Annotated in this window: 18 protein-coding genes; 5 read left to right on the forward strand and 13 right to left on the reverse strand. The window is 65.7% G+C overall.

The features are described 5' to 3' along the window. The first annotated feature begins 9 nt into the window (after positions 1-9). Complete coding sequence (locus CHB77_RS12620) at positions 10-2781, forward strand: [protein-PII] uridylyltransferase (protein ID WP_089388658.1); 2772 nt, start codon at positions 10-12, stop codon at positions 2779-2781. A 4-nt stretch (positions 2782-2785) separates the two neighbouring features. After that, on the forward strand, positions 2786-4315 hold the full coding sequence (gene murJ, locus CHB77_RS12625; RefSeq protein ID WP_089388583.1) for a murein biosynthesis integral membrane protein MurJ: 1530 nt from the start codon (positions 2786-2788) through the stop codon (positions 4313-4315). Here the strand turns inward: murJ and CHB77_RS12630 are convergent. Continuing rightward, on the reverse strand, positions 4312-5013 hold the full coding sequence (locus CHB77_RS12630) for a rhomboid family intramembrane serine protease (RefSeq protein WP_089388584.1): 702 nt from the start codon (positions 5011-5013) through the stop codon (positions 4312-4314). The genes murJ and CHB77_RS12630 overlap by 4 nt on opposite strands. Positions 5014-5089: 76 nt before the next feature. Between CHB77_RS12630 and trpS the strand changes: the two genes are divergently transcribed. Beyond that, positions 5090-6124, forward strand: coding sequence for a tryptophan--tRNA ligase (trpS, locus tag CHB77_RS12635; protein ID WP_089388585.1), 1035 nt, complete (start codon positions 5090-5092; stop codon positions 6122-6124). Between the two features lie 3 nt (positions 6125-6127). Here trpS and CHB77_RS12640 read toward each other — a convergent pair whose 3' ends face one another. The 4 genes from CHB77_RS12640 to rplU all read right to left on the reverse strand — a co-directional run bounded on the left by CHB77_RS12640 (position 6128) and on the right by rplU (position 8560). Then, positions 6128-7114 (reverse strand): LLM class flavin-dependent oxidoreductase, encoded by a 987-nt coding sequence (locus CHB77_RS12640; RefSeq protein WP_207303043.1) that lies wholly within the window; start codon positions 7112-7114, stop codon positions 6128-6130. A gap of 138 nt (positions 7115-7252) precedes the next feature. Next, the gene (locus tag CHB77_RS12645; RefSeq protein ID WP_089388586.1) at positions 7253-7801 is read right to left on the reverse strand and encodes a GNAT family N-acetyltransferase; all 549 of its coding nucleotides are present in this window, start codon (positions 7799-7801) and stop codon (positions 7253-7255) included. A 111-nt stretch (positions 7802-7912) separates the two neighbouring features. Further along, positions 7913-8185, reverse strand: a complete 273-nt coding sequence (rpmA, locus tag CHB77_RS12650) for a 50S ribosomal protein L27 (RefSeq protein WP_089388587.1) — start codon at positions 8183-8185, stop codon at positions 7913-7915. 12 nt (positions 8186-8197) lie between these two features. Continuing rightward, positions 8198-8560, reverse strand: coding sequence for a 50S ribosomal protein L21 (gene rplU / locus CHB77_RS12655; RefSeq protein ID WP_089388588.1), 363 nt, complete (start codon positions 8558-8560; stop codon positions 8198-8200). Positions 8561-8825: 265 nt separating this feature from the next. On the opposite strand from rplU, the gene CHB77_RS12660 reads away from it, so the two are divergent. Next, positions 8826-9800, forward strand: coding sequence for a putative zinc-binding metallopeptidase (locus CHB77_RS12660; RefSeq protein ID WP_089388589.1), 975 nt, complete (start codon positions 8826-8828; stop codon positions 9798-9800). On the opposite strand, the gene CHB77_RS12665 is transcribed toward CHB77_RS12660, so the two are convergent. After that, a complete protein-coding gene (locus CHB77_RS12665) occupies positions 9797-11605 on the reverse strand; it encodes an ABC-F family ATP-binding cassette domain-containing protein (RefSeq protein ID WP_089388590.1) in 1809 nt (602 codons plus the stop codon). The two genes, CHB77_RS12660 and CHB77_RS12665, sit on opposite strands and share 4 nt — an antisense overlap. Before the next feature lie 106 nt (positions 11606-11711). Between CHB77_RS12665 and CHB77_RS12670 the strand changes: the two genes are divergently transcribed. Then, positions 11712-12650: a nucleoside hydrolase gene (locus CHB77_RS12670; protein ID WP_089388660.1), complete on the forward strand. Its 939-nt coding sequence runs from the start codon at positions 11712-11714 to the stop codon at positions 12648-12650. Between the two features lie 4 nt (positions 12651-12654). Here CHB77_RS12670 and CHB77_RS12675 read toward each other — a convergent pair whose 3' ends face one another. From CHB77_RS12675 to frr, 7 genes are all read right to left on the reverse strand, one after another. Continuing rightward, positions 12655-13296 carry an OmpH/Skp family outer membrane protein gene (locus CHB77_RS12675; RefSeq protein ID WP_089388591.1) on the reverse strand — a complete coding sequence of 214 codons (642 nt, stop codon included), beginning with the start codon at positions 13294-13296 and terminating at the stop codon, positions 12655-12657. Beyond that, on the reverse strand, positions 13296-15596 hold the full coding sequence (gene bamA, locus CHB77_RS12680; RefSeq protein WP_089388592.1) for an outer membrane protein assembly factor BamA: 2301 nt from the start codon (positions 15594-15596) through the stop codon (positions 13296-13298). The genes CHB77_RS12675 and bamA overlap by 1 nt, the downstream gene beginning before the upstream one ends. Positions 15597-15697: 101 nt before the next feature. Beyond that, on the reverse strand, positions 15698-17029 hold the full coding sequence (gene rseP / locus CHB77_RS12685) for an RIP metalloprotease RseP (RefSeq protein ID WP_089388593.1): 1332 nt from the start codon (positions 17027-17029) through the stop codon (positions 15698-15700). Next, positions 17026-18183, reverse strand: a complete 1158-nt coding sequence (gene dxr, locus CHB77_RS12690; protein WP_089388594.1) for a 1-deoxy-D-xylulose-5-phosphate reductoisomerase — start codon at positions 18181-18183, stop codon at positions 17026-17028. Before dxr ends, rseP begins: the two co-directional genes overlap by 4 nt. 3 nt (positions 18184-18186) lie before the next feature. Then, positions 18187-19032 carry a phosphatidate cytidylyltransferase gene (locus CHB77_RS12695; protein WP_089388595.1) on the reverse strand — a complete coding sequence of 282 codons (846 nt, stop codon included), beginning with the start codon at positions 19030-19032 and terminating at the stop codon, positions 18187-18189. Then, a complete protein-coding gene (uppS, locus tag CHB77_RS12700; protein WP_089388596.1) occupies positions 19029-19763 on the reverse strand; it encodes a polyprenyl diphosphate synthase in 735 nt (244 codons plus the stop codon). Before uppS ends, CHB77_RS12695 begins: the two co-directional genes overlap by 4 nt. A gap of 9 nt (positions 19764-19772) precedes the next feature. Continuing rightward, on the reverse strand, positions 19773-20336 hold the full coding sequence (frr, locus tag CHB77_RS12705; protein ID WP_089388597.1) for a ribosome recycling factor: 564 nt from the start codon (positions 20334-20336) through the stop codon (positions 19773-19775). Positions 20337-20422: the final 86 nt, after the last annotated feature.

Below are 20422 nucleotides of genomic sequence, written 5' to 3' on the forward strand. Positions count from 1 at the left end.
TTGGCCGTCCTGTCCGATACGCCTGTCCGGCAAAGCGCCCCGGCCCTGTCCGGGGCGCATCCGATCTTCGACCCTGAAATCTTCCTGCCGATCCTTGATGCGGACCTGACCGGGGTGACCGACCGCAAGGAAATTCGCGCGCGCACGGTGGCCCTCCTTTCGGAGGCCCGCACCCAAGCCATGCAGGCCATCGAGGCCGGGCTGACCAGCCATCCCCGAGCAGCCCGCGAGACGGTCCGTGCGATTGCCAATCTGACGGACGGCATTGTTGTCGCCACCCATCATGTCGCGACGCGCCTGCATCCCCAGCGGTCCCCGTCCGAGGCCGAGCGGCTGGCTGTGCTGGCCGTCGGCGGCTATGGCCGGGCCGAGATGGCGCCGCAGTCGGACGTTGACCTGCTGTTCCTGACACCCTGGAAGATCACCGCCTGGGCCGAAAGCGTCGTCGAATCGATGCTCTACATCCTGTGGGACCTCAAGCTGAAGATCGGCCATTCGATTCGCAGCCTTGACGACTGCATCCGTCTGGGCACGGGCGACATGACCATCCGCACCTCGCTTGTGGAACACCGGCTGGTCGCGGGCCATGCGCCGCTGGCCGAGGATCTGCGCGAGCGCCTGTGGGTCGAGCTTTTTTCGAAGACAGTGCCCGAATTCATCGAAGCCAAGCTGAAGGAACGCGCGGACCGCCACAAACGCCAGGGCGGGCAGCGTTATGTCCTGGAACCCAACGTCAAGGAAGGGAAGGGCGGGCTGCGCGACCTGCAAACTCTGTACTGGATCGCGAAATACATTCATCGGGTGGACCGCGCGGTCGAGCTGGTCGATCTGGGCGTCTTTACCCGTGAAGAACACTTGGCCTTCTGGCAGGCCGAGGATTTCCTGTGGGCCGTGCGAAGCCATCTGCATCTGATTGCGGGCCGTCCGGTCGATGTCCTGTCCTTCGACATGCAGGTCGAGGTCGCGCGCCGCATGGGTTATCGCGACACGTCGGCCCGGCGCGGAGTCGAATATTTCATGCAGGATTACTTTCGTCACGCCACCCATGTGGGCGAATTGACCCGTGTGTTCCTGACCGAACTCGAGGCGCGCCACGTCCGCAGCGCACCGTTCCTGGGACGGCTGTTCCGCCGGCGGCGCAAGATGAAGGCCGGTTTCACCGAGGATCACGGCCGTCTTGGCATCTTGGACGAAACGCTGTTTCTGGCGGATCCGCTGAACATGCTGCGCCTGTTCGAGGAAGCCCTGCGCACCGGCATCCTGATCCATCCCGACGCCATGCGCCTTGTCGCGGCCAATCTGGATCGGATCGACGACCGGATGCGCGCCGATCCGGAAGCCACGCGCATCTTCATGGACATCCTGCTGAAGCACGGCAACCCGGAACGGGGCCTGCGCCGCATGAACGAACTGGGCGTGATGGCCGCCTTCATTCCCGAATTCGAGCCGGTCGTGGCGATGATGCAGTTCAACATGTATCACCACTATACGGTGGACGAACATTCGATCCAGTGCGTCGCCGCCCTGGCCGAGATCGAGCGCGGCGAGCACCCCGAGGATCTTCCCCTGTCCAGCCACATCATGGAAGCGGGCATCAACCGCCGCGTGCTGTATCTGGCCACCTTGCTGCACGACATCGGCAAGGGCCGCCGCGAGGATCATTCGATCCTGGGCGCGCGGCTGGCGCGGCGGATCGCGGCGCGGTTCGGCTTTCCCCAGGACGACATCGACACGGTGGAATGGCTGGTGCGCAATCACCTGCTGATGTCGGATGTGGCGCAGAAACGCGACATCGCCGACCCGCGCACCCTGCGCGATTTCGCCAAGGCGGTGAAGACGCGGCGTCGGCTGGACATGCTGCTGGTGCTGACGGTCTGCGACATCCGCGGCGTCGGCCCCGGCACCTGGAACAACTGGAAGGCCGCGCTGCTGCGCAAGCTGCACACCGAAACCGCCCTGGTCCTGGAAAACGGGCTGGAGGAGTTGAACCGCGACCGCCGCCAGAACGAAGCCAAGCGCAGCCTGCGCCACATGCTGATCGCCAAGGGGTGGGAGGCCAGGGCCATCCGCGCGGAACTGGGGCGCCATTATGACAGCTATTGGTCGGGCCTGCCGACCGAAACCCAGGCCAGCTTTGCCGGATTGCTGCGCGGGATCGGCCCGGACGACATCCGCATCGACCTGCGGGCCGACCATGACCGGGACGCGACGCGGGCGGCCTTTGTGCTGGCCGACCATCCAGGCATCTTTTCACGCCTGTGCGGGGCGCTGACGCTGATGGGCGCCAACGTCGTGGACGCGCGCACTTATACCACGCGCGACGGTTTCGCCACTGCCGTCTTCTGGGTGCAGGATCCCGATGGCAGCCCCTTTGACGACGACCGGCTGCCCCGGCTGCGCCAGACCATCCTGCGCACGCTGGGCGGGGAAATCGTGGCCCGCGAAGCCTTCGCCACCCGCGACAAGCCCAAGAAGCGGACCCGAGAGTTCAAGTTCCCCACCCATGTGACCTTCGACAACGAAGGCAGCGACATCTATACCATCATCGAGGTTGATACCCGCGACCGGCCTGGACTGCTGTACGACCTGACCCGGACGCTGGCCGCGAACCATATCCAGATCGTCAGCGCCGTGATCGCGACCTTCGGCGCGCAGGTGGTGGACAGCTTCTATGTCAAGGACATGTTCGGTTTGAAGCTGCACAGCGAAGCCAAACGTGACGCCCTGGAAAAGAAACTGCGCGCGGCCATCGCCGACGGGGCAAAACGGGCAGAGGCGTGACATCATGAAATCGGGACTGGTGAGGGGATTCCTCTCGGTGGGGATCTGGACCTTCGTGTCGCGCGTGTCGGGCTTTGTCCGCGACATCCTGATGGCGGCGTGGCTGGGCAGCGGCGCCGTGGCCGACGCATTCTTCGTGGGCCTGTCGCTGCCCAACATGTTCCGCCGCTTCTTTGCCGAAGGCGCGTTCAACACGGCCTTTGTCCCGATGTTCGCCAAGAAGCTGGACGACCGTCCCGACGCCCAGCGTTTCGCATCCGAGGCGTTTTCCGGCCTGCTGATGGCGGTGCTCGTCCTGTCGGCGATGGCAATGATGTTCATGCCGGGACTGGTCTGGCTGATGGCGTCGGGCTTTGCGGGCGACGAACGCTTTCCGCTGGCCGTGCAGTACGGCCGGATTATGTTCCCCTATATCCTGCTGATCTCGCTGGCCTCGATGATCTCGGGCGTGCTGAACGCGAACGGGCGCTTTACCGCCGCCGCCGCCGCGCCGGTGCTGCTGAACCTTCTGTTCATCGCCGCCATGGCGGTTGCCTGGTGGCGGGGCTGGGACGTAGGGCTGACGCTGGCCTGGGCTACGCCGCTGACGGGAATCGCGCAATTGGCCCTGGTCTGGTGGGACGCGCATCGCACCGGCTGGTCGTTCCACCCCCGCCGCCCGCGCCTGACGCCCGACATGCGCCGCCTGCTGGCCGTGGCCCTGCCCGCCGCCTTTGCCGGGGGCGTCGTGCAGATCAACCTGCTGGTCGGCCGCCAGGTCGCCAGCCATTTCGAGGGCGCGATTTCCTGGCTGTCCTATTCCGATCGGCTGTATCAACTGCCTTTGGGCGTGGTCGGTGCGGCGGTGGCGGTGGTCCTGCTGCCCGAACTGGCGCGGCGCCTGCGCGCGGGCGATCATGCGGGCGGGCAGTCGGCCTATTCCCGCGCGACCGAATTCGGCCTGTTCCTGACCTTGCCCGCCGCCTTCGCCATTGCCGTGATCGCCGAACCGATGGTCCGCACGCTGTTCGAACGCGGCCAGTTCACCGCCTTTGACACGGCCCAGACCGCCCGCGCGCTGATCGTCTATGCCTTCGGCCTGCCCGCATTCGTGCTGCAAAAGATCCTGCAACCGCTGTATTTCGCGCGCGAGGATACCCGCACCCCGTTTCGCTATGCCCTGTGGTCAATGGCGGTCAATGCGGTCGTGGCCTTCGGCCTGATGCCATGGCTGGGCTTTCTGGCGGCGGCGCTGGGCACTACGATCGCCGCCTGGATCATGGTCGCGCAACTGTGGTGGGGCACGCGGGCCATGGGCGATGCCGCCCGCGCCGACGACCGCCTGCGCCGAAAGGTGCCGCTGATCGTGCTGTCATCGGCGCTGATGGCAGGGGCGCTGTGGCTGATGACAGGGTGGCTGGATGAGGGCGGCATAGGTCGCGTCCCAGGGCTGGCGATTTTGGTATTCGGCGGCGCCGCCATCTATTTCACGCTCAGCTTCCTGACGCGGGCCTATCGCCTGTCGGAATTGAAGGCCGCTGTCCGGCGGCGCTAGCGCGCCCGGATCTGCCGCAACACGCGCTGCACCCCGCCATCGACCAGAACGAAGCTCAGCAGGAAGCCTGCGCCAAAGCCGGCGATCTCGGCGATCCAGCCATAGCCCGCGCCGCCAAAGACGATGCCGAAGACCAACTGAAAGGCCAGCAGCATCCCGATCAGCGTGAAGGCGCGCATCCGGTTGGCCTGAACCGCGCCCAGCCGCGACCACAGCAGAAAGGTGAAGGCCCCCACCAACCCATACACCGACGGATAGCCTCCGATCAGCGGCCCCGGCCGCCCCGGCAGGACCGAAACCGCTGCCGTATAAACAAGGGCGCCTCCGATCGCCGATCCCAGGAACAGCGCGACGACCGCCCAGGGCCGGAATTCCCGCGCGATCATGTTGCCCAGCGCCAGCGTGAAGACCACCACGAACAGCGCATGCATGAAGGACGAATTGACGAAGCTGTAGGACAGGATGCGATAGGCCTGGTCCCAATCCAGGGCGCCGACCTGCCACATGCGCTGCACCATTTCGGGCGCGAAGGCGGTCATCTGCATCGCGGTCAGACGCAAGCCGATGCCCTGCGCGCCCCCCACCAGGCCGGTCTGTCCCAGCAGGAACACGATTTCCCCGGCGATGGCAGGCAGGGCCAGTGCCCAGACGGCGGCGGGCAGCGGGTTGATCGGCGAGATGGGCATGGCCTGGCGCATCGGATTTCCTTCGCGGTTGCGGTCGTTGTGGCCAAGGGCTAAGCCAAGGCCACGCAAATTCCAAGCAGGCCCGCATATGACCGAGACGACCGAGACCCGTTTCACGCCGCGCATCTTTTCGGGCATCCAGCCCTCGGGCGGGCTGACGCTTGGCAACTATCTGGGCGCGTTGAAGCGTTTCGCCGCCTTGCAGGGCAGCGGCGCCGAGACGATCTATTGCCTGGTGGACCTGCACGCGATCACCGTCTGGCAGGATCCCGAAACCCTGCGCCGCAACATCCGCGAGGCCGCGGCGGCCTTCATGGCGGCGGGCGTCGATCCGCGGCAATCGGTGCTGTTCAACCAGAGCCAGGTGTCCGCCCATGCCGAAATGGCGTGGCTGTTCAACACCGTGGCCCGCGTCGGATGGATGTACCGGATGACCCAGTTCAAGGACAAGGCGGGCAAGAACGCGGAAAACGTCAGCTTGGGCCTGCTGGCCTATCCGGCGCTAATGGCCGCCGACATCCTGACCTATCAGGCGACCGCCGTGCCGGTGGGCGAGGACCAGAAGCAGCATCTGGAACTGACCCGCGACATTGCCGCCAAGTTCAACCACGACTACGGCGTTGAACAATTTCCGATCGCCGAACCCCTGATCGAAGGCGTGGCCACCCGCGTCATGTCGCTGCGGGACGGATCCAGGAAAATGTCGAAATCCGACCCTTCGGACGCCAGCCGCATCAACCTGACCGACAGCGCCGACGCCATTGCCCAGAAGATCCGCAAGGCCCGCACCGATGCGGATCCCCTGCCCGGCAGCATAGAGGGTCTGAAGGATCGACCCGAGGCGCGGAACCTGGTCAATATCTACGCGGCCCTGGCAGACCAGGCCCCGGACCAGGTGCTGTCCCGATTCGAGGGTCAAGGCTTTGGCACCTTCAAGCCGGCGCTGGCCGAACTGGCCGTCGCCTCGCTGGAGCCGATCACGCAGCGGATGAACGATTACATGGCCGATCCGGCGGAAATCGACCGGATCCTGGGACAGGGCGCGGTCCGAGCAGATGAGATCGCGACGCCGATCCTGGAAAGCACGAAGGACATCATGGGCTTGCTGCGGACGCGGCCCTGATCCTCAGATCGATCTTATCACCTCGGCCGCGATCTCGAAACTGCGCAGCCGGGCCTGATGGTCGTGGATCTGCCCGGTCAGGATCACCTCGTCCGGGCTGTATCGCCCGACAAGTCCCTGCATCTGTTCCCGCACCCGTCCGGCATCGCCGACGGCGCTGATCCGCAACGCATCGTCGACCATTCCGCGCATCTGCGGCCCGATCTCGGCATCCAGATCCCGCGTCGGACGCGGCAATTTCCCCGGAACCCCTGTCCGAAGCCGCGCAAAGGCCAACTGCATAGAGGTTCGCAGATAATGCGCCTCGGCCAGGTCGTCGGCGGCAAAGACGTTGATCGCGATCATCACCCTGGCCCTGTCGCCCCAAGGGCCGGGCCGGAAACGGTCGCGATAGATGGCAATGGCCTGCTCCAGGTCGGAAGGCGCGAAATGGCTGGCGAAGGCATAGGGCAGGCCCAGATGCGCGGCCAGTTGCGCCCCGAACAGGCTGCTGCCAAGGATCCACACCGGCACCTGCGTCCCCTCGCCGGGCAGGGCGCGAACCGGGGCGCTAGGGCGTTCGGGACCAAGATAATCCAGCAGTTCCACCACATCCTGCGGAAAGCTGTCGGCCATGGGATCACGGCGCAACGCGCGGATCACCGCGCCGTCTCCGCCGGGGGCGCGGCCAAGGCCCAGGTCGATGCGGCCGGGAAAGGCGGTGGCCAGCGTACCGAACGCCTCGGCCACGGTGAGGGGCGCGTGATTCGGCAGCATGATCCCGCCAGCCCCGACCCGTATCCGCGTCGTGGCCTGCGCCACCAGCCCGATCAGCACCGCCGTGGCCGCGCTGGCGATGCCTGGCATGTTGTGATGTTCGGCCAGCCAGAACCGCCCATAGCCCCAGCTTTCCGCGTGGCGGGCAAGATCCAGCGTGTTGCGGATAGCATCGCCGGCCTCGAACCCTTCGGGCACCGGCGACAGATCGAGAAGGGAAAAAGGAATGGTCATGACGCCGAGTTATGCGCTGGGGCCTCGAATGCAAGCACCTGCGTGCAGAATCTGCAACGCGCCATCGTCCGTGCGCGAATATCCTGGGGGGGTGAATGGCGCGCCTTGGGCGAGAGGGGGCGCAAAGGCCCCCGCCCGTCAGGCCATCTTGCGCAGATAGGTCCAGGTCGGCACCCGGCCATTGCGCGCGACCGACCAGCTTTCCGCATCGCCCAGATAGACAAAGCCGCAGTTCGTCAGCACCCGCGCCGAACCGGGATTGTCCTGAAACACCTCGGCGAACAGGGTGCGCGCCTTGTGGGGATTGGCACGGACAAGGGCGTCCACGGCTTCGGTCGCGAATCCCGTGTTCCAGAACCCGGCGCCGATCCAGAAGCCCAGTTCGGACTGGTCCCCCTCCATCCGGGTCAGGGACACGACGCCCAACAGTTCCGCCAGATGGGTGTCGGACCCGTCGATGGCCCAGACATCCTCGACCCGGTTGGGCGACAGGGCGCGGGCCACGAAATCCTCGGACGCGCCGGGCGGCAGGGGATGCGGGATCGCCCGCGTTCCTTCGGCGACGCGTTTGTCGGCGGTGTAATGCGCAATCATTCCCGCGTCGGATGGACGCAGGGGCCGCAGGACCAGACGTTCGGCGGGGATGACAGGCTGGTTCAGCGCATCGGAAATCTTCAGATCGTCCAAACGCGTCCCCCCCCTCATCGGTGCTGACATGACCATTTTCCCTCCCCGGAAAACAGGCGGGGGACCGGCTTTCGCCGATCCCCCTGGTAACACTGAAATGTTAAGCTCGGGTTACTCGGCGGCTTCGAGGGTGGCGGGCACCACCGAAATGAAGGTGCGACCCTTCAGGCCCTTCCTGAAGCTGACCTGCCCGTCGGCCAACGCGAACAGGGTATGGTCCTTGCCCATGCCGACGTTGTCGCCTGCCCACCATTTGGTACCGCGCTGACGCACGATGATGTTGCCGGCAATGGCTTCCTGACCGCCATACAGCTTGACGCCCAGGCGACGGCCGGCCGAATCGCGACCGTTGCGGGACGAACCGCCTGCTTTCTTATGTGCCATGGCTGAATCTCCTTACGCGTTTTCTTTGGTGCGGGCGCCCAGCGCGGCCTGTACGCCGGTGCTGTCCGCGCCTTCGGCCAGAACGTCGGTCACGCGCAGCAGGGTCAGTTGCTGGCGATGCCCGCGAGTCCGCTGCGAGCTGTGCTTGCGGCGGCGCTTGACATAGGTGATGACCTTGTCGGCCTTGATCTGGTCGATCACTTCGGCCTGGACGCAGGCGCCGCCGACCAGCGGGGCGCCCAAGGTCGATCCGACCATCAGGATTTCGTTGAACTGGACCTTGTCGCCAGCCGCGGCATTCAGCTTTTCAACGCGCAGGACATCGCCCGCCTGCACCTTGTATTGCTTGCCGCCCGTCTTCAGAACCGCGAACATCGCTTTCGTTTCCTTTGTTGCCGCGCCCTTTGGCCCCGGATCGTTCCGGCGTTGGGGGTGAACCGCCTTCGGACAGCGCATCCCGCATGTAGGGATGTCATTGAAAATAACACGCCGGCCAAGGGCGTCTGCCCGGCCGGTCCGCGCGGATATGGCGGATTTCCGGGGGCAAGTCAAGCATTCGGCACGACGGCAAGTTTTCTGGCGTTTCGTGGAACCTTGGCCCGCAAACCGGCTTGGTCAGCAGCCCACAAGGACGCATACCATGCAAAGTTTCACCTGTCCCGCCTGCCAGTCCCGCGTTTACTTCGAAAACCTGTTCTGCGGCTGCAGCGCGCCGCTGTTCTATGAACCCGAAGCCCGCGCGATGTGGAACGAAGGCGTGCCATGCGCCAACCGCGAAACGATCCAGTGCAACTGGATCGCGGTTCCCGGTGCCACGCTGTGCCGGTCCTGCGACATGTCCGACGTGGTTCCCGCGCTGCATATCGGCGACAACCAGCAGCTTCTGGAACGGGCGGAACGGGCCAAGCGGTGGGTGCTGGCCAACCTGTCGAACTGGCAGTGGTTCACCGATGCCGACGGGGGAATGCGGCCCCGGTTCCAGATGTTGTCCGAAAACACCGGGGGCGGGCGCGCGGTGCAGATCATGATGGGCCATGACAACGGGGAAATCGTCATCAACGTCACCGAGGCCGATGAACTGATCCGCGTGCAGCGGCAGCATCAACTGGGCGAACAGTATCGGTCCATGGTCGGCCATTTCCGTCATGAACTGGCGCATTTCCTGTTCGACCGCCTGGCGGTCGCACCCGGCTTTCTGGATGAATTCCGCCCGCTGTTCGGCGACGAGACCAGCGATTATGACGCGGCCTTGCAGGAACACTATGCCAATCCGAAAGAACCCGGAGAGGATTTCATCACCGGATACGCGACCTCGCACCCGCACGAAGACTGGGCCGAAACGGTCGCCCACCTGCTGCACATGGTCGATTTCACGGACAGCTTCGTCAGCGCGGGCCTGTCGATGAAAGACGTTCCCCAGGATTACCGGCCCTATGCCGACACCGACGCCGACCACCTGCTGACCATCGCGACCGAGGTGGCCATCGCGATCAACGACATCAACCGCGCCCTGGACAATTCGGATCTGTATCCGTTTGTCCTGACCCCCCGGATACGAGAAAAGATCAAGTTCGCGCACGGCTGGATCAGCAGCCATATCGAACGCGGCGCCTAGGACGCGGCCTTTTCCTCCAGCGTCAGCCATTCCTCCTCGGCGGCGGACAGGGCTTGCTGGCGTTCGGCCAGGGCCTCGGTCGCCTTCTGGAACCTGGCGGGCGCCGTCGAATACAGATCGGGCTGCGCAAGGAAATCGGTCAGCCTGGCGATCTCGGCTTCCAGCCGATCGATCACGGCGGGCAGGCCGTCCAGGCGATGACGTTCGCTGAAGGTCAGCCCGGACTTGGCCGCCTTTGGCCTCTCGGCCGGGGCATCGGGCCGCCGGGGGGGGGTATCGGCGGCCATCGGCGCGTCCTCGCCCCGCTGCGCGCGGTAATCGGTCCAGCCGCCGGCATAGACGGTCGCGCGTCCGTCGCCCTCCATTGCCACGGTGGTATCGGCCACGCGGTCGATGAAGTCCCGGTCGTGGCTGACCAGCAGGACCGTGCCGTCGTAATCGCCCAGCAGATCCTGCAACAGATCCAGCGTTTCCACGTCCAGATCGTTGGTCGGTTCGTCCAGCACCAGCAGGTTCGACGGCCGCGCCATCAGCCGCGCCAGCAGCAGCCGCGCCTTTTCGCCCCCCGACAGGCTGCGCACGGGCGCGCGGGCCTGCGCGTCGTCGAACAGGAAATCCTTGAGATAGGCCACCACATGCCGGGGCTGGCCCCGCACCATCACCTGATCGGCCCGGCCGGACACGCGCATGTCGGGATCGCCCGTCAGCGATTCCCACAGGGTCTGTTCGGGGTTCAGGGCCGAACGGGTCTGGTCGAAGACCGCAAGTTCAAGATTGGTGCCCAGCGTGACCGTTCCCTGATCGGGCGCGACCTCTCCGGTCAGCATCTTGATGAGGGTGGTCTTGCCCGCGCCGTTCGGACCGACAAAGGCCACCCGGTCGCCCCGGTTCACCATCAGGTCGAAGGGGCGCAGGATCACGCGGTCGCCAAAGGACTTGGCGATGCCCCTGGCGTCGATCACCTTCTTGCCGGATTGCTGACCCGCGTCCAGGGCCATGGCCGCCGTCCCCTGCCGCCGAATCTGGGCGCCGCGTTCGGCGCGCAGGGCGGCCAGGGCGCGGACGCGGCCCTGGTTGCGCTTGCGCCGCGCGCTGATGCCTTCGACCGCCCAGCGGGCCTCGGCCCTGATCTTGCGGTCCAGCTTGTGCCGGGCGTCATCCTCGGCCGACCAGACGGCCTCGCGCCAGTCCTCGAACCCTTCGAAACCGCGTTCCTGGCGGCGCACCTCGCCCCGGTCGATCCACAATGTCGCGCGGGTCAGGCGGCGCAGAAAGGCGCGGTCGTGGCTGATGATGACATAGGCGGCACGGGTCTGGGACAGGTGATCCTCCAGCCAGCCGATCGCCTGGATGTCCAGATGGTTGGTCGGTTCGTCCAGCAGCATCAGTTCGGGCGCCTGCGCCAGCAGCCGGGCCAGGGCGGCGCGGCGGCGTTCGCCGCCCGATGCGGTGGCAACGGGGCGGGCGGGATCGAACTTCAGCCCCTCGGCCGCCATCTCGACCCGATAGCGTTCCGATTCCGGCATCCCGTCGGCGGCGAAATCGCCCAGGGTGGAAAAGCCGGACAGGTCGGGATCCTGCTCCATATAGCCGGTGGACACGCCCGCGCTGGCGACGCGTTCGCCCCGGTCGGGTTCCACAAGGCCGGCCATCACCTTCATCAGCGTCGATTTGCCCGACCCGTTGCGGCCCACCAGTGCCACCCGGTCGCCGGGCTGGATGGTCAGGGACAGCCCGTCGAACACGGGATCGCCGCCAAACGTCAGCGAAATGTCGGTCAATTGCAAAAGGGGTGCGCGTGCCATCTGCGCGCCCTATCGCGGGACAGGCGGGGGGTCAATGGACCAACGGCGGGGGCTTGCGCCGGAACCAATTCAATCCCACAACGGCCTCACGATCGAGGAGGTTTGCATGGCGCGCAAGATCATCATTGACACGGATCCCGGTCAGGACGATGCAGTGGCGATCCTGCTGGCCCTGGCCAGTCCCGAACTGCACGTCCTGGGCGTGACCGCGGTCGCGGGCAATGTGCCCCTGGCCCTGACCGAACGCAACGCGCGCAAGATCCTCGAGCTGGCGGGGCGCGCGGACGTTCCGGTCTTTGCGGGCTGTGACCGCCCCTTGTCGCGCCCTCTGGTCACGGCGGAAAACGTCCACGGACAGTCCGGCCTGGACGGCATCGATCTGCCCGACCCCACCATGCCGTTGCAGACGGGGCACGCGGTCGATTTCATCGTCGAAACACTGCGCCGCGAAGCGCCGGGCACCGTCACGCTGGTGCCTGTCGGCCCGCTGACCAATATCGCCCAGGCGTTCCGCAATGCCCCCGACATCATCGGCCGCGTCCAGCAGATCGTGCTGATGGGCGGCGCCTATTTCGAGGTGGGCAACGTGACGCCCGCCGCCGAGTTCAACATCTATGTCGATCCCGAAGCCGCGGCCGAGGTGTTTGCCGCGGGCGCCCCCCTGGTGGTGATGCCGCTGGACGCCACGCATCAGGCCCTGACCTCTCGCGACTGGATCGAGGGGATGCGCGCCTTGCCCGGCCGGTGCGGCCCGGCCATCGCCAGCTGGACCGATTTCTTCGAACGCTTCGACAAGGAAAAATACGGAAGCCAGGGCGCCCCGCTGCACGACCCCTGCACCATCGCCTGGCTTTTGCGCCCCGATCTGTTCAGCGGGCGCGACATCAACGTCGAAATCGAAACCGAAGGCCGCTTCACCTGCGGCATGATGGTCGCCGACTGGTGGCGCGTCACCCGCCGCCCGGCCAATGCCCTGTTCATCCGCGACCTGGATCGCGACGGGTTCTTCGCGCTGCTGACGGAACGTCTGTCCCGGTTGCCCTGAGCGATCAGTCGCCGCTGCCCGGATCCGGCAGCGGCACCCGTCCGGCCCCGTCGCCAAGTTCCGCGTTCAACCGCAGGACCATGGCCTGCGTCAGGTCGATGGCGTCCAGCGACACGAAGATGGTTCGACGGTCCAGCACGACGACGGCACCGCGTTCCTGCATCATCTCGCCCATCAGCGGCAAAGCTGCGCGATAGAAAGCGGCACGATCAGCCTCGGCCCAGGCGTTCAGACCCTGGACCACCTGCGCGCGTTCCCGCCGGACCTCGGTCGCACGGGTGTCAAAGGCTTCGGCAAGGCGCCGGAACTCGGCCGGATCCAACGTGCCGCGCTGTTCGGTCAAGGTCGCCTCCTCGGCCGACAGTTGGGCGGCCAGACGTTCGTTTTCGGCGGCGATCCTGCCCCCGGTTTCGTCCAGGACACGCTGCGCGCGCTTGCCCCAATCGGATTCGGCGAACAGCAGATCCTGGTCCACCGTCAGCAGGGGCGCCGTCGCCATCGGCTTGGCGTCCTTTGGGGATTCAATGGTCCGCGACGGCAGCGCGGGCGGCGCCTGCGCGCCTGCGCTGCCCGGCATGTCCTGCGCCGTCGCCCCGCCAGCCGTGGCCAGCATCACGATCGCAGCCAGCCCCCGAACCGCCGCCATCAAAACCGGGTCGAGATGGTCAGATCGAAGTTCTGCTCCTCGTCATAATCCTCTTGCTGGATCGCCTTTGAAAAATTGAACCGCAGCGGCCCGATGGGCGTCGTCCAGAAGACCGAGGCACCGACCGACGCGCGAATGCTCATCGAATCATCCACCGCGACCCCGCCAGTGCCAACCGTATCGTCCAAGCCCCAGATCGATCCGACATCCGCGAACAGACCGCCGGAAATGCCGTATTCCTCGGGCAGGCCGACGGGGAACTGCGCTTCGGTGCGGACCACCCAGAAATAGTTGCCCCCCAGGCCATCCTCGTTGTCCGCCGCCAGGTCGCGTGGTCCGATGCCGTTCGGTTCGAAACCGCGTATCCGGGTGCCGTTCCGATAGCGGTCCAGGATCCAGGTCGAATAATCGTCAAACGAGTAGATCGCCCCCGCCTCGAATTCCGCGCGCAGGGTCACTTCCTCGCGCCAGGCATTGCTTTCGACCCCGGCCAGGGCGCTTGTGGTCACGCTTTTCGTGTCGCCGCCTATGCCTGCGAAATCCTGCGAGAAACGCAGCTTGTAGCTGGTCAGCGGATCCAGCCCGGTGATGCGGGTGTCCCAGAGATAACTGTAGCCAAGGGCCGACGTGACGCGCTGCCCTTCCTCGGCCTGCAACAGTGCCGAGCTTTCGTCCTCGACCCCGCCCAGGGTGTCCTTGGACAGACGATAGCGCAGTTCCAGCCGCCCGTTCTGCGAGATCGGGAATTCGATCGAGGGCCGCACCCCGACCGAGCGGGTGTTGTAATCGGAATTCAGGCTTTCGGTGACGTTGTAATAGGTGTTGAACCCAAAGCGCAGGTCGCGGCCCAGGAAATACGGTTCGATGAAGGTCAGGGACGACGATTGGTCGCCATCGGCGGTCGACAGCGACACGCCGACCGTCTGGCCGCGACCCAGAAAGTTGTTTTCCTGCAACGAGGCGTTCAGGCCCACGCCGGACGACACGCCATAGGACGCGCCGAAGGACAGCGATCCGGTCGGCTGTTCTTCCACGTTCACATCGACGATCACCTGTTCCTGGCTGCTGCCGGGGCGGCTTTCGACCTGCGCATCGCTGAAATAGCCAAGCGCGCGGATGCGTTCGGCCGCGTTGCGGATTTCGCGCGGATTGAAGGGATCGCCCTCGACCGTATTGAATTGGCGGCGGATCACCTGGTCCAGGGTGGTGGTGTTTCCCTCGATGTCGATGCGTTCGACAAAGACGCGCGGGCCGCGCGTGATGGCAAAGGTCAGGTCCAGCGTCTGGGTCTGCGGGTTGCGGGTCACGCGGGGATCGATGTTGACAAAGTTCAACCCCTGCTGGATCGCCACCGTCTCCATCCGGCGGATGGTATTGTCGATGGCGGCGGGGTTGTAGACATCGCCCTGTCCCACGCGGTTCTGCGCCGCAAAGGCCCCGGCATCGACGCCCGGAATCTCGGACACCGTGTTGACCTGGGCGAAACGGTAACGCGGGCCTTCCTGGATGTTGAAGGTGATGTAGAAGGCGTCGCGTTCGCGCGCCAGTTCGGGCGCCACCGCCTGCACCCGGAAATCGGCATAGCCGCGCGAGCGGTAGAAATCGGTCAGCAGCTGTTCGTCCAGTTGCAGCCGTTCGGGGGCAAAGGTGTCCCGGCGGATAAAGGTGCGCAGGATGCCCGCCTGCTTGGTGTCCAGCACGTTGCGAAGCCGGCGGTCGCTGAACGCGCGGTTGCCGGTGAATCCGATGCGCTCGATTTCGGTGACGTTGCCTTCGCGCACTTCGAACACCAGATCGACGCGGTTGTCGCTGCGCCGGATGATGCGCGGATCGACGCGGGCGGCCAGACGGCCTTGCGCGGCATAGGCCTGGGCGATGTTGTTCGCATCCTGCAAGGCCTGGCTGGGCTGATAGACGCGGCGCGACTGGCTTTGCACGACCTGGGCCAGTTGGTCGTCCTTGATGCGGCGGTTGCCTTCGAAGCTGATCTGGTTGATCGTCGGGTATTCGCTGACCCGGATCACAAGAACGCCGCCCTGGGGCAGGATTTCGACCGTTTCGAACAGGCCCGAATTTTGCAGCCGTTGCAGCGCATCGTTCAATTCGCCCGCCGACACGTCCTGCCCGCGCGCGATATTGGCATAGGACAGCACCGTCGCGGGTTCGACCCGCTGCGCGCCTTCGATGCGCACGTCGTTGAAAACGGCCGCCGCCCCCGCGCCGGGGATCAGGACCGCCGGTGCCGCAATCGCCAAGGCCGTCACAAGCGCAACCGCGCCCTTGCCCAGTTTCCGTGTCATTGCCGCCCCTCTTATCCAGCCTGCATGGCGCCCTTCCGGCGCCTTCTTTTCTGTAATTCTCTAGCCCCAACCGGGACTGCCTGTCAAAACCGCATCATGGCCTAGGGGCAGAAAAGATCGTTGGTGAGCCCGAAAATCATCAGCGACAGGACCGCCGCCATGCCGATCCCGGTCAACAGGCTCAGCGCCCGGTCGGACGGCGGGCGGCCGATCACGGCCTCATAGGTGTAAAACATCAGGTGCCCGCCATCCAGAACCGGGATCGGCAGCAGATTCAGGAACCCGATGGCCGCCGACAGGACCGCGATCCACCACAGGAAATTGCCGCCCCCCGCACTGGCCGCCTGGCCGGTGCTTTCGGCAATGCTGATGGCGCCGCCCAGATTGCAGCTGTCGATCTGGCCCGAGATCATGGCCCACATCCCCGACAGGGACGACGCCACGATTCCCCAGGTCTGCGCAACCCCCAGCCACAACGATTCCAGCGGCCCGGCTTGCCGGGTGGCGGGCGCGAAGAAACTTTCGCCGCCAGTCACGCCGATCAGCCAGCGGCGTTCGTATCCGCCTCCCTCTGCCGGCAGATCCTGCATCTTGGGGACCAGCGTGTAATCCGCCACGCCCTCGCCCGGACGCCAGACTTGCAGGGTCAGGGGCTTGCCGTCTGCCGCCTCGACTGCCTGGCGCATCTGGGCAAAGCGGCTGATGGGTTGGGCGTCGATGGCCAGAACCACGTCGCCCGCGCGCAATCCGGCATCGGCGGCAGCCCCGCGCGGTGCGACCCCGCTGATCCGGGCAGGCATTGGATCGGGACCGCGCACGGTCAGTTCGGCGCCATCGCGTCGGACGCGCCAGTTCTGATGGTCGGCCACGGGCAGGGTTTCGGCGATCCGGCCGATGTCGCGCCAGGATTCCACCGGCGTATCGCCAAGAGCGACGATCCGGTCGCCGGGCCGCAAATCGTTGACGACCCCTGAAGGCGCCTCGGCGATGACGCCGACCCGCGGTTCTTCGGTCGGCAGGCCGCCGAACAGCGCGAAGCCGCCAAAGATCAGGATCGACAGCACGAAATTGAACACCGGCCCGGCCAGCAGCGTCGCGAACCGCGCCCACAGCGGCGCCCCGGTCAGCGTCTGGCGGTGCAGCGCCGGGTCCACCGCCCGGCCCGGCCCGGCGCTGGCGGCATTGGCATCGCCCAGAAAGCGCACATAGCCGCCCAGAGGGATCGCTGCCACCTGCCATAAGGTGCCCCGGCGGTCGCGACACGAGACGAGCCGGGGTCCGAACCCGACCGAAAACACCTCGGCCCGGATGCCCGAAAGCTTGCCGATATAGTAATGGCCGAATTCATGGACGGTGACGATCACCGCCAAGGCCACGACGAACGTCGCCATGGTCCACAGCGTGCCGCCGAATTGCGGGATCAGGTCGGTCATGCGGCGGCTTTCTTGCGTGCTTCGCGGTCCCAGTGCAGAACCGTGTCCAGGTCCGGGGGATTATCACCGAAACCCGCCTGGCCCGACAGGGCCTGCAAGGTCATTTCCACGCGAGCCGCCATCTGCATGAAGCCGATCCGGCCTGCGATGAAATCGTCAAGCGCCTGTTCCTTGGCCGCATTGAACACCGCGCCCGCCATACCCCCCGCCGCCAGCACCTCTCGGGCAAGACGAAGGGCGGGCCAGCGGTTTTCATCCGGAGCACGAAAGGTCAGGCTGCCCAGGGTCGCCAGATCCAGCGGCGCCACGGGCAGCGGCGCGCGGTCCGGCCAATGCAGCGCGAATCCTATGGCATGGCGCATGTCGGGCGCGCCCAGATGGGCGATGGTGCCGCCATCGATATGGCTCACCATGGCGTGAACGATGGATTCGGGATGGACCAGTACCTTGATCTGATCGGATCGGAGGCCGAAGAACTCCTTTGCCTCGATGACTTCCATCGCCTTGTTGAACATGCTGGCGCTGTCGATGGTGATCCGCTGGCCCATTGCCCAGTTGGGATGGGTGGAGGCTTCGGCCACGGTGGCCACCGCCAGCCGCTCCAGGGGCCAATCCCGGAACGCGCCGCCGGATGCGGTAATGGTCACATCCTTGACGGTTTCCAGGTTGTCATTGCCAAGAGACTGAAAAATTGCGGAATGTTCCGAATCGACCGGCAGGATCGTCGCGCCGCTGGCCTTGGCCGCGCCATGCAGCAACGGCCCCGCGCAAACCAGCGACTCCTTGTTGGCGAGGGCCAGCACCCCCCCTTGAGCCAGCGTCGTCAGTCCCGGCGCCAGTCCGGCAGCACCGACGATGGCGGAGAGAACCCAGTCGGCAGGCCGCTCTGCCGCCTCGATCAGGGCCAACGGTCCCGCCGCGGACTGAACGCCGCTGCCTGCCAAGGCCGCGCGCAGGTCGCCCAGCAGTTCGGGATGCGCCGTCACCGCAATTTCGGCTTGCAGGTCGCGGGCCATCTGCGCCAGCCGCGCAATGTTGCGCCCGCCCGTCAGCGCGACGGTGCGATAGACCGCGGGGCCGCCTGCCCGGCGGATCAGATCGACGCCGTTCACCCCGACCGACCCGGTGGCCCCAAAGATCGAAATACGCCGCATGGGTCAGTGCACCACCGGCAGCGCCGTCAGAAGCCCGATCAGCATCGCGGCCAGAACGGCCCCCGTCACAGCATCGAAACGGTCCATGAACCCGCCATGGCCGGGGATCAGGTTCGAGCTGTCCTTGACCCCCGCCCGGCGTTTCAGCCAGCTTTCGGCAATGTCGCCCATCTGCCCGGCAAGGCAGACCAGCGGCGAACTCCAGACCAGCGATCCGTCCGCCCGTCCCATCCACCACAGGACCAATCCCAGAAGAAACGCGCCGATCCAGCCCGCCACGGTGCCGGACCAGGTCTTCTTGGGGCTGAGCGAGGGCCAGAACTTTGGCCCGCCAAGGATGCGGCCAAAGAAATATCCCGCCGTGTCGGACACGATGACAATGCCCATCAGCCACAATACGAAATTCAGGCCATACGCCTCGCGGAACCCGACCAGCCCATAGGCGACCAGCATGATCGCCAGACCAAAGATCGCATAGGTCCAGCGGTCGCGCGTCGCCGCGCCGGGGATGCCCGCGACCAGGGGAAACATCAGCGCCAGGATCGCCAGCGGATGACCGAACATCGTGGCCACGACTTGCGACATGAAGGCGATGATCGCCAGCGCAAAGGGTCGCCATGCGCCAAAGATGCCGGGATGCAGGCGCGGATTGCGCCAGCCCGTCATCGCCGCCAGTTCCCAGAACGTCACGGCCGAGATCAGGGCCATCGCCAGCCGCAGCCAGATCCCGGTGGCGACCGCCAGCATCACGCCGATCCCCAGCAGCACCAGGGTCGAGGCGACCCGGCGCGACAGATCGGCCCATCGGCCGGGCGGAGGCTTGAGCGCCTTGGCGCGCGCCCTGCTCATACGCCCCCGAACCGCCGTTCACGCAGTCCAAAGCGGTCCAGGATTTGAGCTAGATGGTCGGGGGTGAAGTCGGGCCACAAGGTCGGCGTGAATTCGTATTCCGCGTACGCCGCCTGCCAGGGCAGGAAATTCGAGATGCGTGTTTCGCCCGAGGTGCGGATCACCAGATCGGGATCGGGATGGCCCGCCGTATCCAGGCAGGCCGTCAGGTCCGCTTCGGTCGGCTGAGAGATTTCGCCGCGCACGATCTTTTGCGCCAGCCGGGCCGAGGCGCGGGTCAGTTCGTCCCGCCCGCCGTAATTGATCGCCACCGTCAGGTTCAGCCGGGTATTGCCCGCGGTCCGCGCCTCGATCGACGACATCAGGGCGCGCAGCTTGTCGTCCAGCCGGTCGCGCCCGCCGATGAAACGCAGGCGCACGCCCTCGGCGGCCATGCCCTCGGCCTCGTACTGGATGTAACGGCGGAAGATCTTCATCAGACCCAGGACTTCCTCGGTCGTGCGCTTCCAGTTCTCGGTGGAAAAGGCATAGATGGTCAGCCAGTTCACGCCCAGATCCGGGCAGGCGCGGACGATCTGCTTGACCCGTTCGGCCCCCCGGCGGTGGCCCACCAGACGGGGCCAGCCCCGATCGGCCGCCCAGCGGCCGTTGCCATCCATGATGATCGCGACATGCCGGGGCCGCTGATCGACCCCGCCCGAAGTCAGCAGCGGTGCGGTTTCAGCGGCCATGTCGTTCCCTCAGACCTGCATGATTTCGGCTTGCTTGCCTTCAAGCGCCTGATCGACATGGGCAATCATCTTGTCGGTCAATTCCTGCACGGCGGTTTCCCAAAACTTCTGGTCGTCCTCGGGCATTCCGTTTGTCTTGCCCTTCTTGATCTGATCCATGCCGTCGCGGCGCACGTTGCGGATCGCGACGCGCGCGCTCTCGGCATACTGGGCGGCAACCTTGGTCAGTTCGCGGCGGCGTTCCTCGTTCAATTCGGGGATCGGCAGCATGATGATCGTGCCGTTCAACTGCGGGTTGATACCCAGGCCGGATTCCCGGATGGCTTTTTCCACCTTGCCGACCATGGCCTTGTCCCAGACGTTGATCGTGACCATGCGCGGTTCGGGGACGTTGACCGTGCCCAGCTGGTTGATCGGCGTCATCTGTCCATAAGCCTCGACCTGCACGGGTTCCACCATGGACGCCGAGGCGCGGCCGGTCCGCAGGCTGCCGAATTCGTGGCGGAGACTTTCCATCGCGCCCTTCATCCGCCGTTCCAGATCGTCGATGTCGATTTCGATGTCCTCTGCCATGCCGGACTGCCTTTGCCTTTGAATTTTGTCTGCTTGTAACTGCATTGCGCAGGCTTGGCAAAGTCTTTGCCCCGCCCATGCGCAAG

The sequence above is a fragment of the Paracoccus sediminis genome, assembly GCF_900188295.1.
Lineage (GTDB): Bacteria > Pseudomonadota > Alphaproteobacteria > Rhodobacterales > Rhodobacteraceae > Paracoccus > Paracoccus sediminis.

Bases quoted from the DNA above. Each gene is read 5' to 3' on its own strand.
- CHB77_RS12665 (WP_089388590.1), bottom strand. From the start codon at position 11,605: ATGGCACGCGCACCCCTTTTGCAATTGACCGACATTTCGCTGACGTTT.
- CHB77_RS12695 (WP_089388595.1), bottom strand. From the start codon at position 19,032: ATGAGCAGGGCGCGCGCCAAGGCGCTCAAGCCTCCGCCCGGCCGATGG.
- CHB77_RS12630 (WP_089388584.1), bottom strand. From the start codon at position 5,013: ATGCGCCAGGCCATGCCCATCTCGCCGATCAACCCGCTGCCCGCCGCC.
- trpS (WP_089388585.1), top strand. From the start codon at position 5,090: ATGACCGAGACGACCGAGACCCGTTTCACGCCGCGCATCTTTTCGGGC.
- CHB77_RS12640 (WP_207303043.1), bottom strand. From the start codon at position 7,114: ATGACCATTCCTTTTTCCCTTCTCGATCTGTCGCCGGTGCCCGAAGGG.
- CHB77_RS12670 (WP_089388660.1), top strand. From the start codon at position 11,712: ATGGCGCGCAAGATCATCATTGACACGGATCCCGGTCAGGACGATGCA.
- CHB77_RS12675 (WP_089388591.1), bottom strand. From the start codon at position 13,296: ATGGCGGCGGTTCGGGGGCTGGCTGCGATCGTGATGCTGGCCACGGCT.
- frr (WP_089388597.1), bottom strand. From the start codon at position 20,336: ATGGCAGAGGACATCGAAATCGACATCGACGATCTGGAACGGCGGATG.
- murJ (WP_089388583.1), top strand. From the start codon at position 2,786: ATGAAATCGGGACTGGTGAGGGGATTCCTCTCGGTGGGGATCTGGACC.
- rplU (WP_089388588.1), bottom strand. From the start codon at position 8,560: ATGTTCGCGGTTCTGAAGACGGGCGGCAAGCAATACAAGGTGCAGGCG.
- uppS (WP_089388596.1), bottom strand. From the start codon at position 19,763: ATGGCCGCTGAAACCGCACCGCTGCTGACTTCGGGCGGGGTCGATCAG.
- bamA (WP_089388592.1), bottom strand. From the start codon at position 15,596: ATGACACGGAAACTGGGCAAGGGCGCGGTTGCGCTTGTGACGGCCTTG.
- rpmA (WP_089388587.1), bottom strand. From the start codon at position 8,185: ATGGCACATAAGAAAGCAGGCGGTTCGTCCCGCAACGGTCGCGATTCG.
- rseP (WP_089388593.1), bottom strand. From the start codon at position 17,029: ATGACCGACCTGATCCCGCAATTCGGCGGCACGCTGTGGACCATGGCG.
- dxr (WP_089388594.1), bottom strand. From the start codon at position 18,183: ATGCGGCGTATTTCGATCTTTGGGGCCACCGGGTCGGTCGGGGTGAAC.
- CHB77_RS12660 (WP_089388589.1), top strand. From the start codon at position 8,826: ATGCAAAGTTTCACCTGTCCCGCCTGCCAGTCCCGCGTTTACTTCGAA.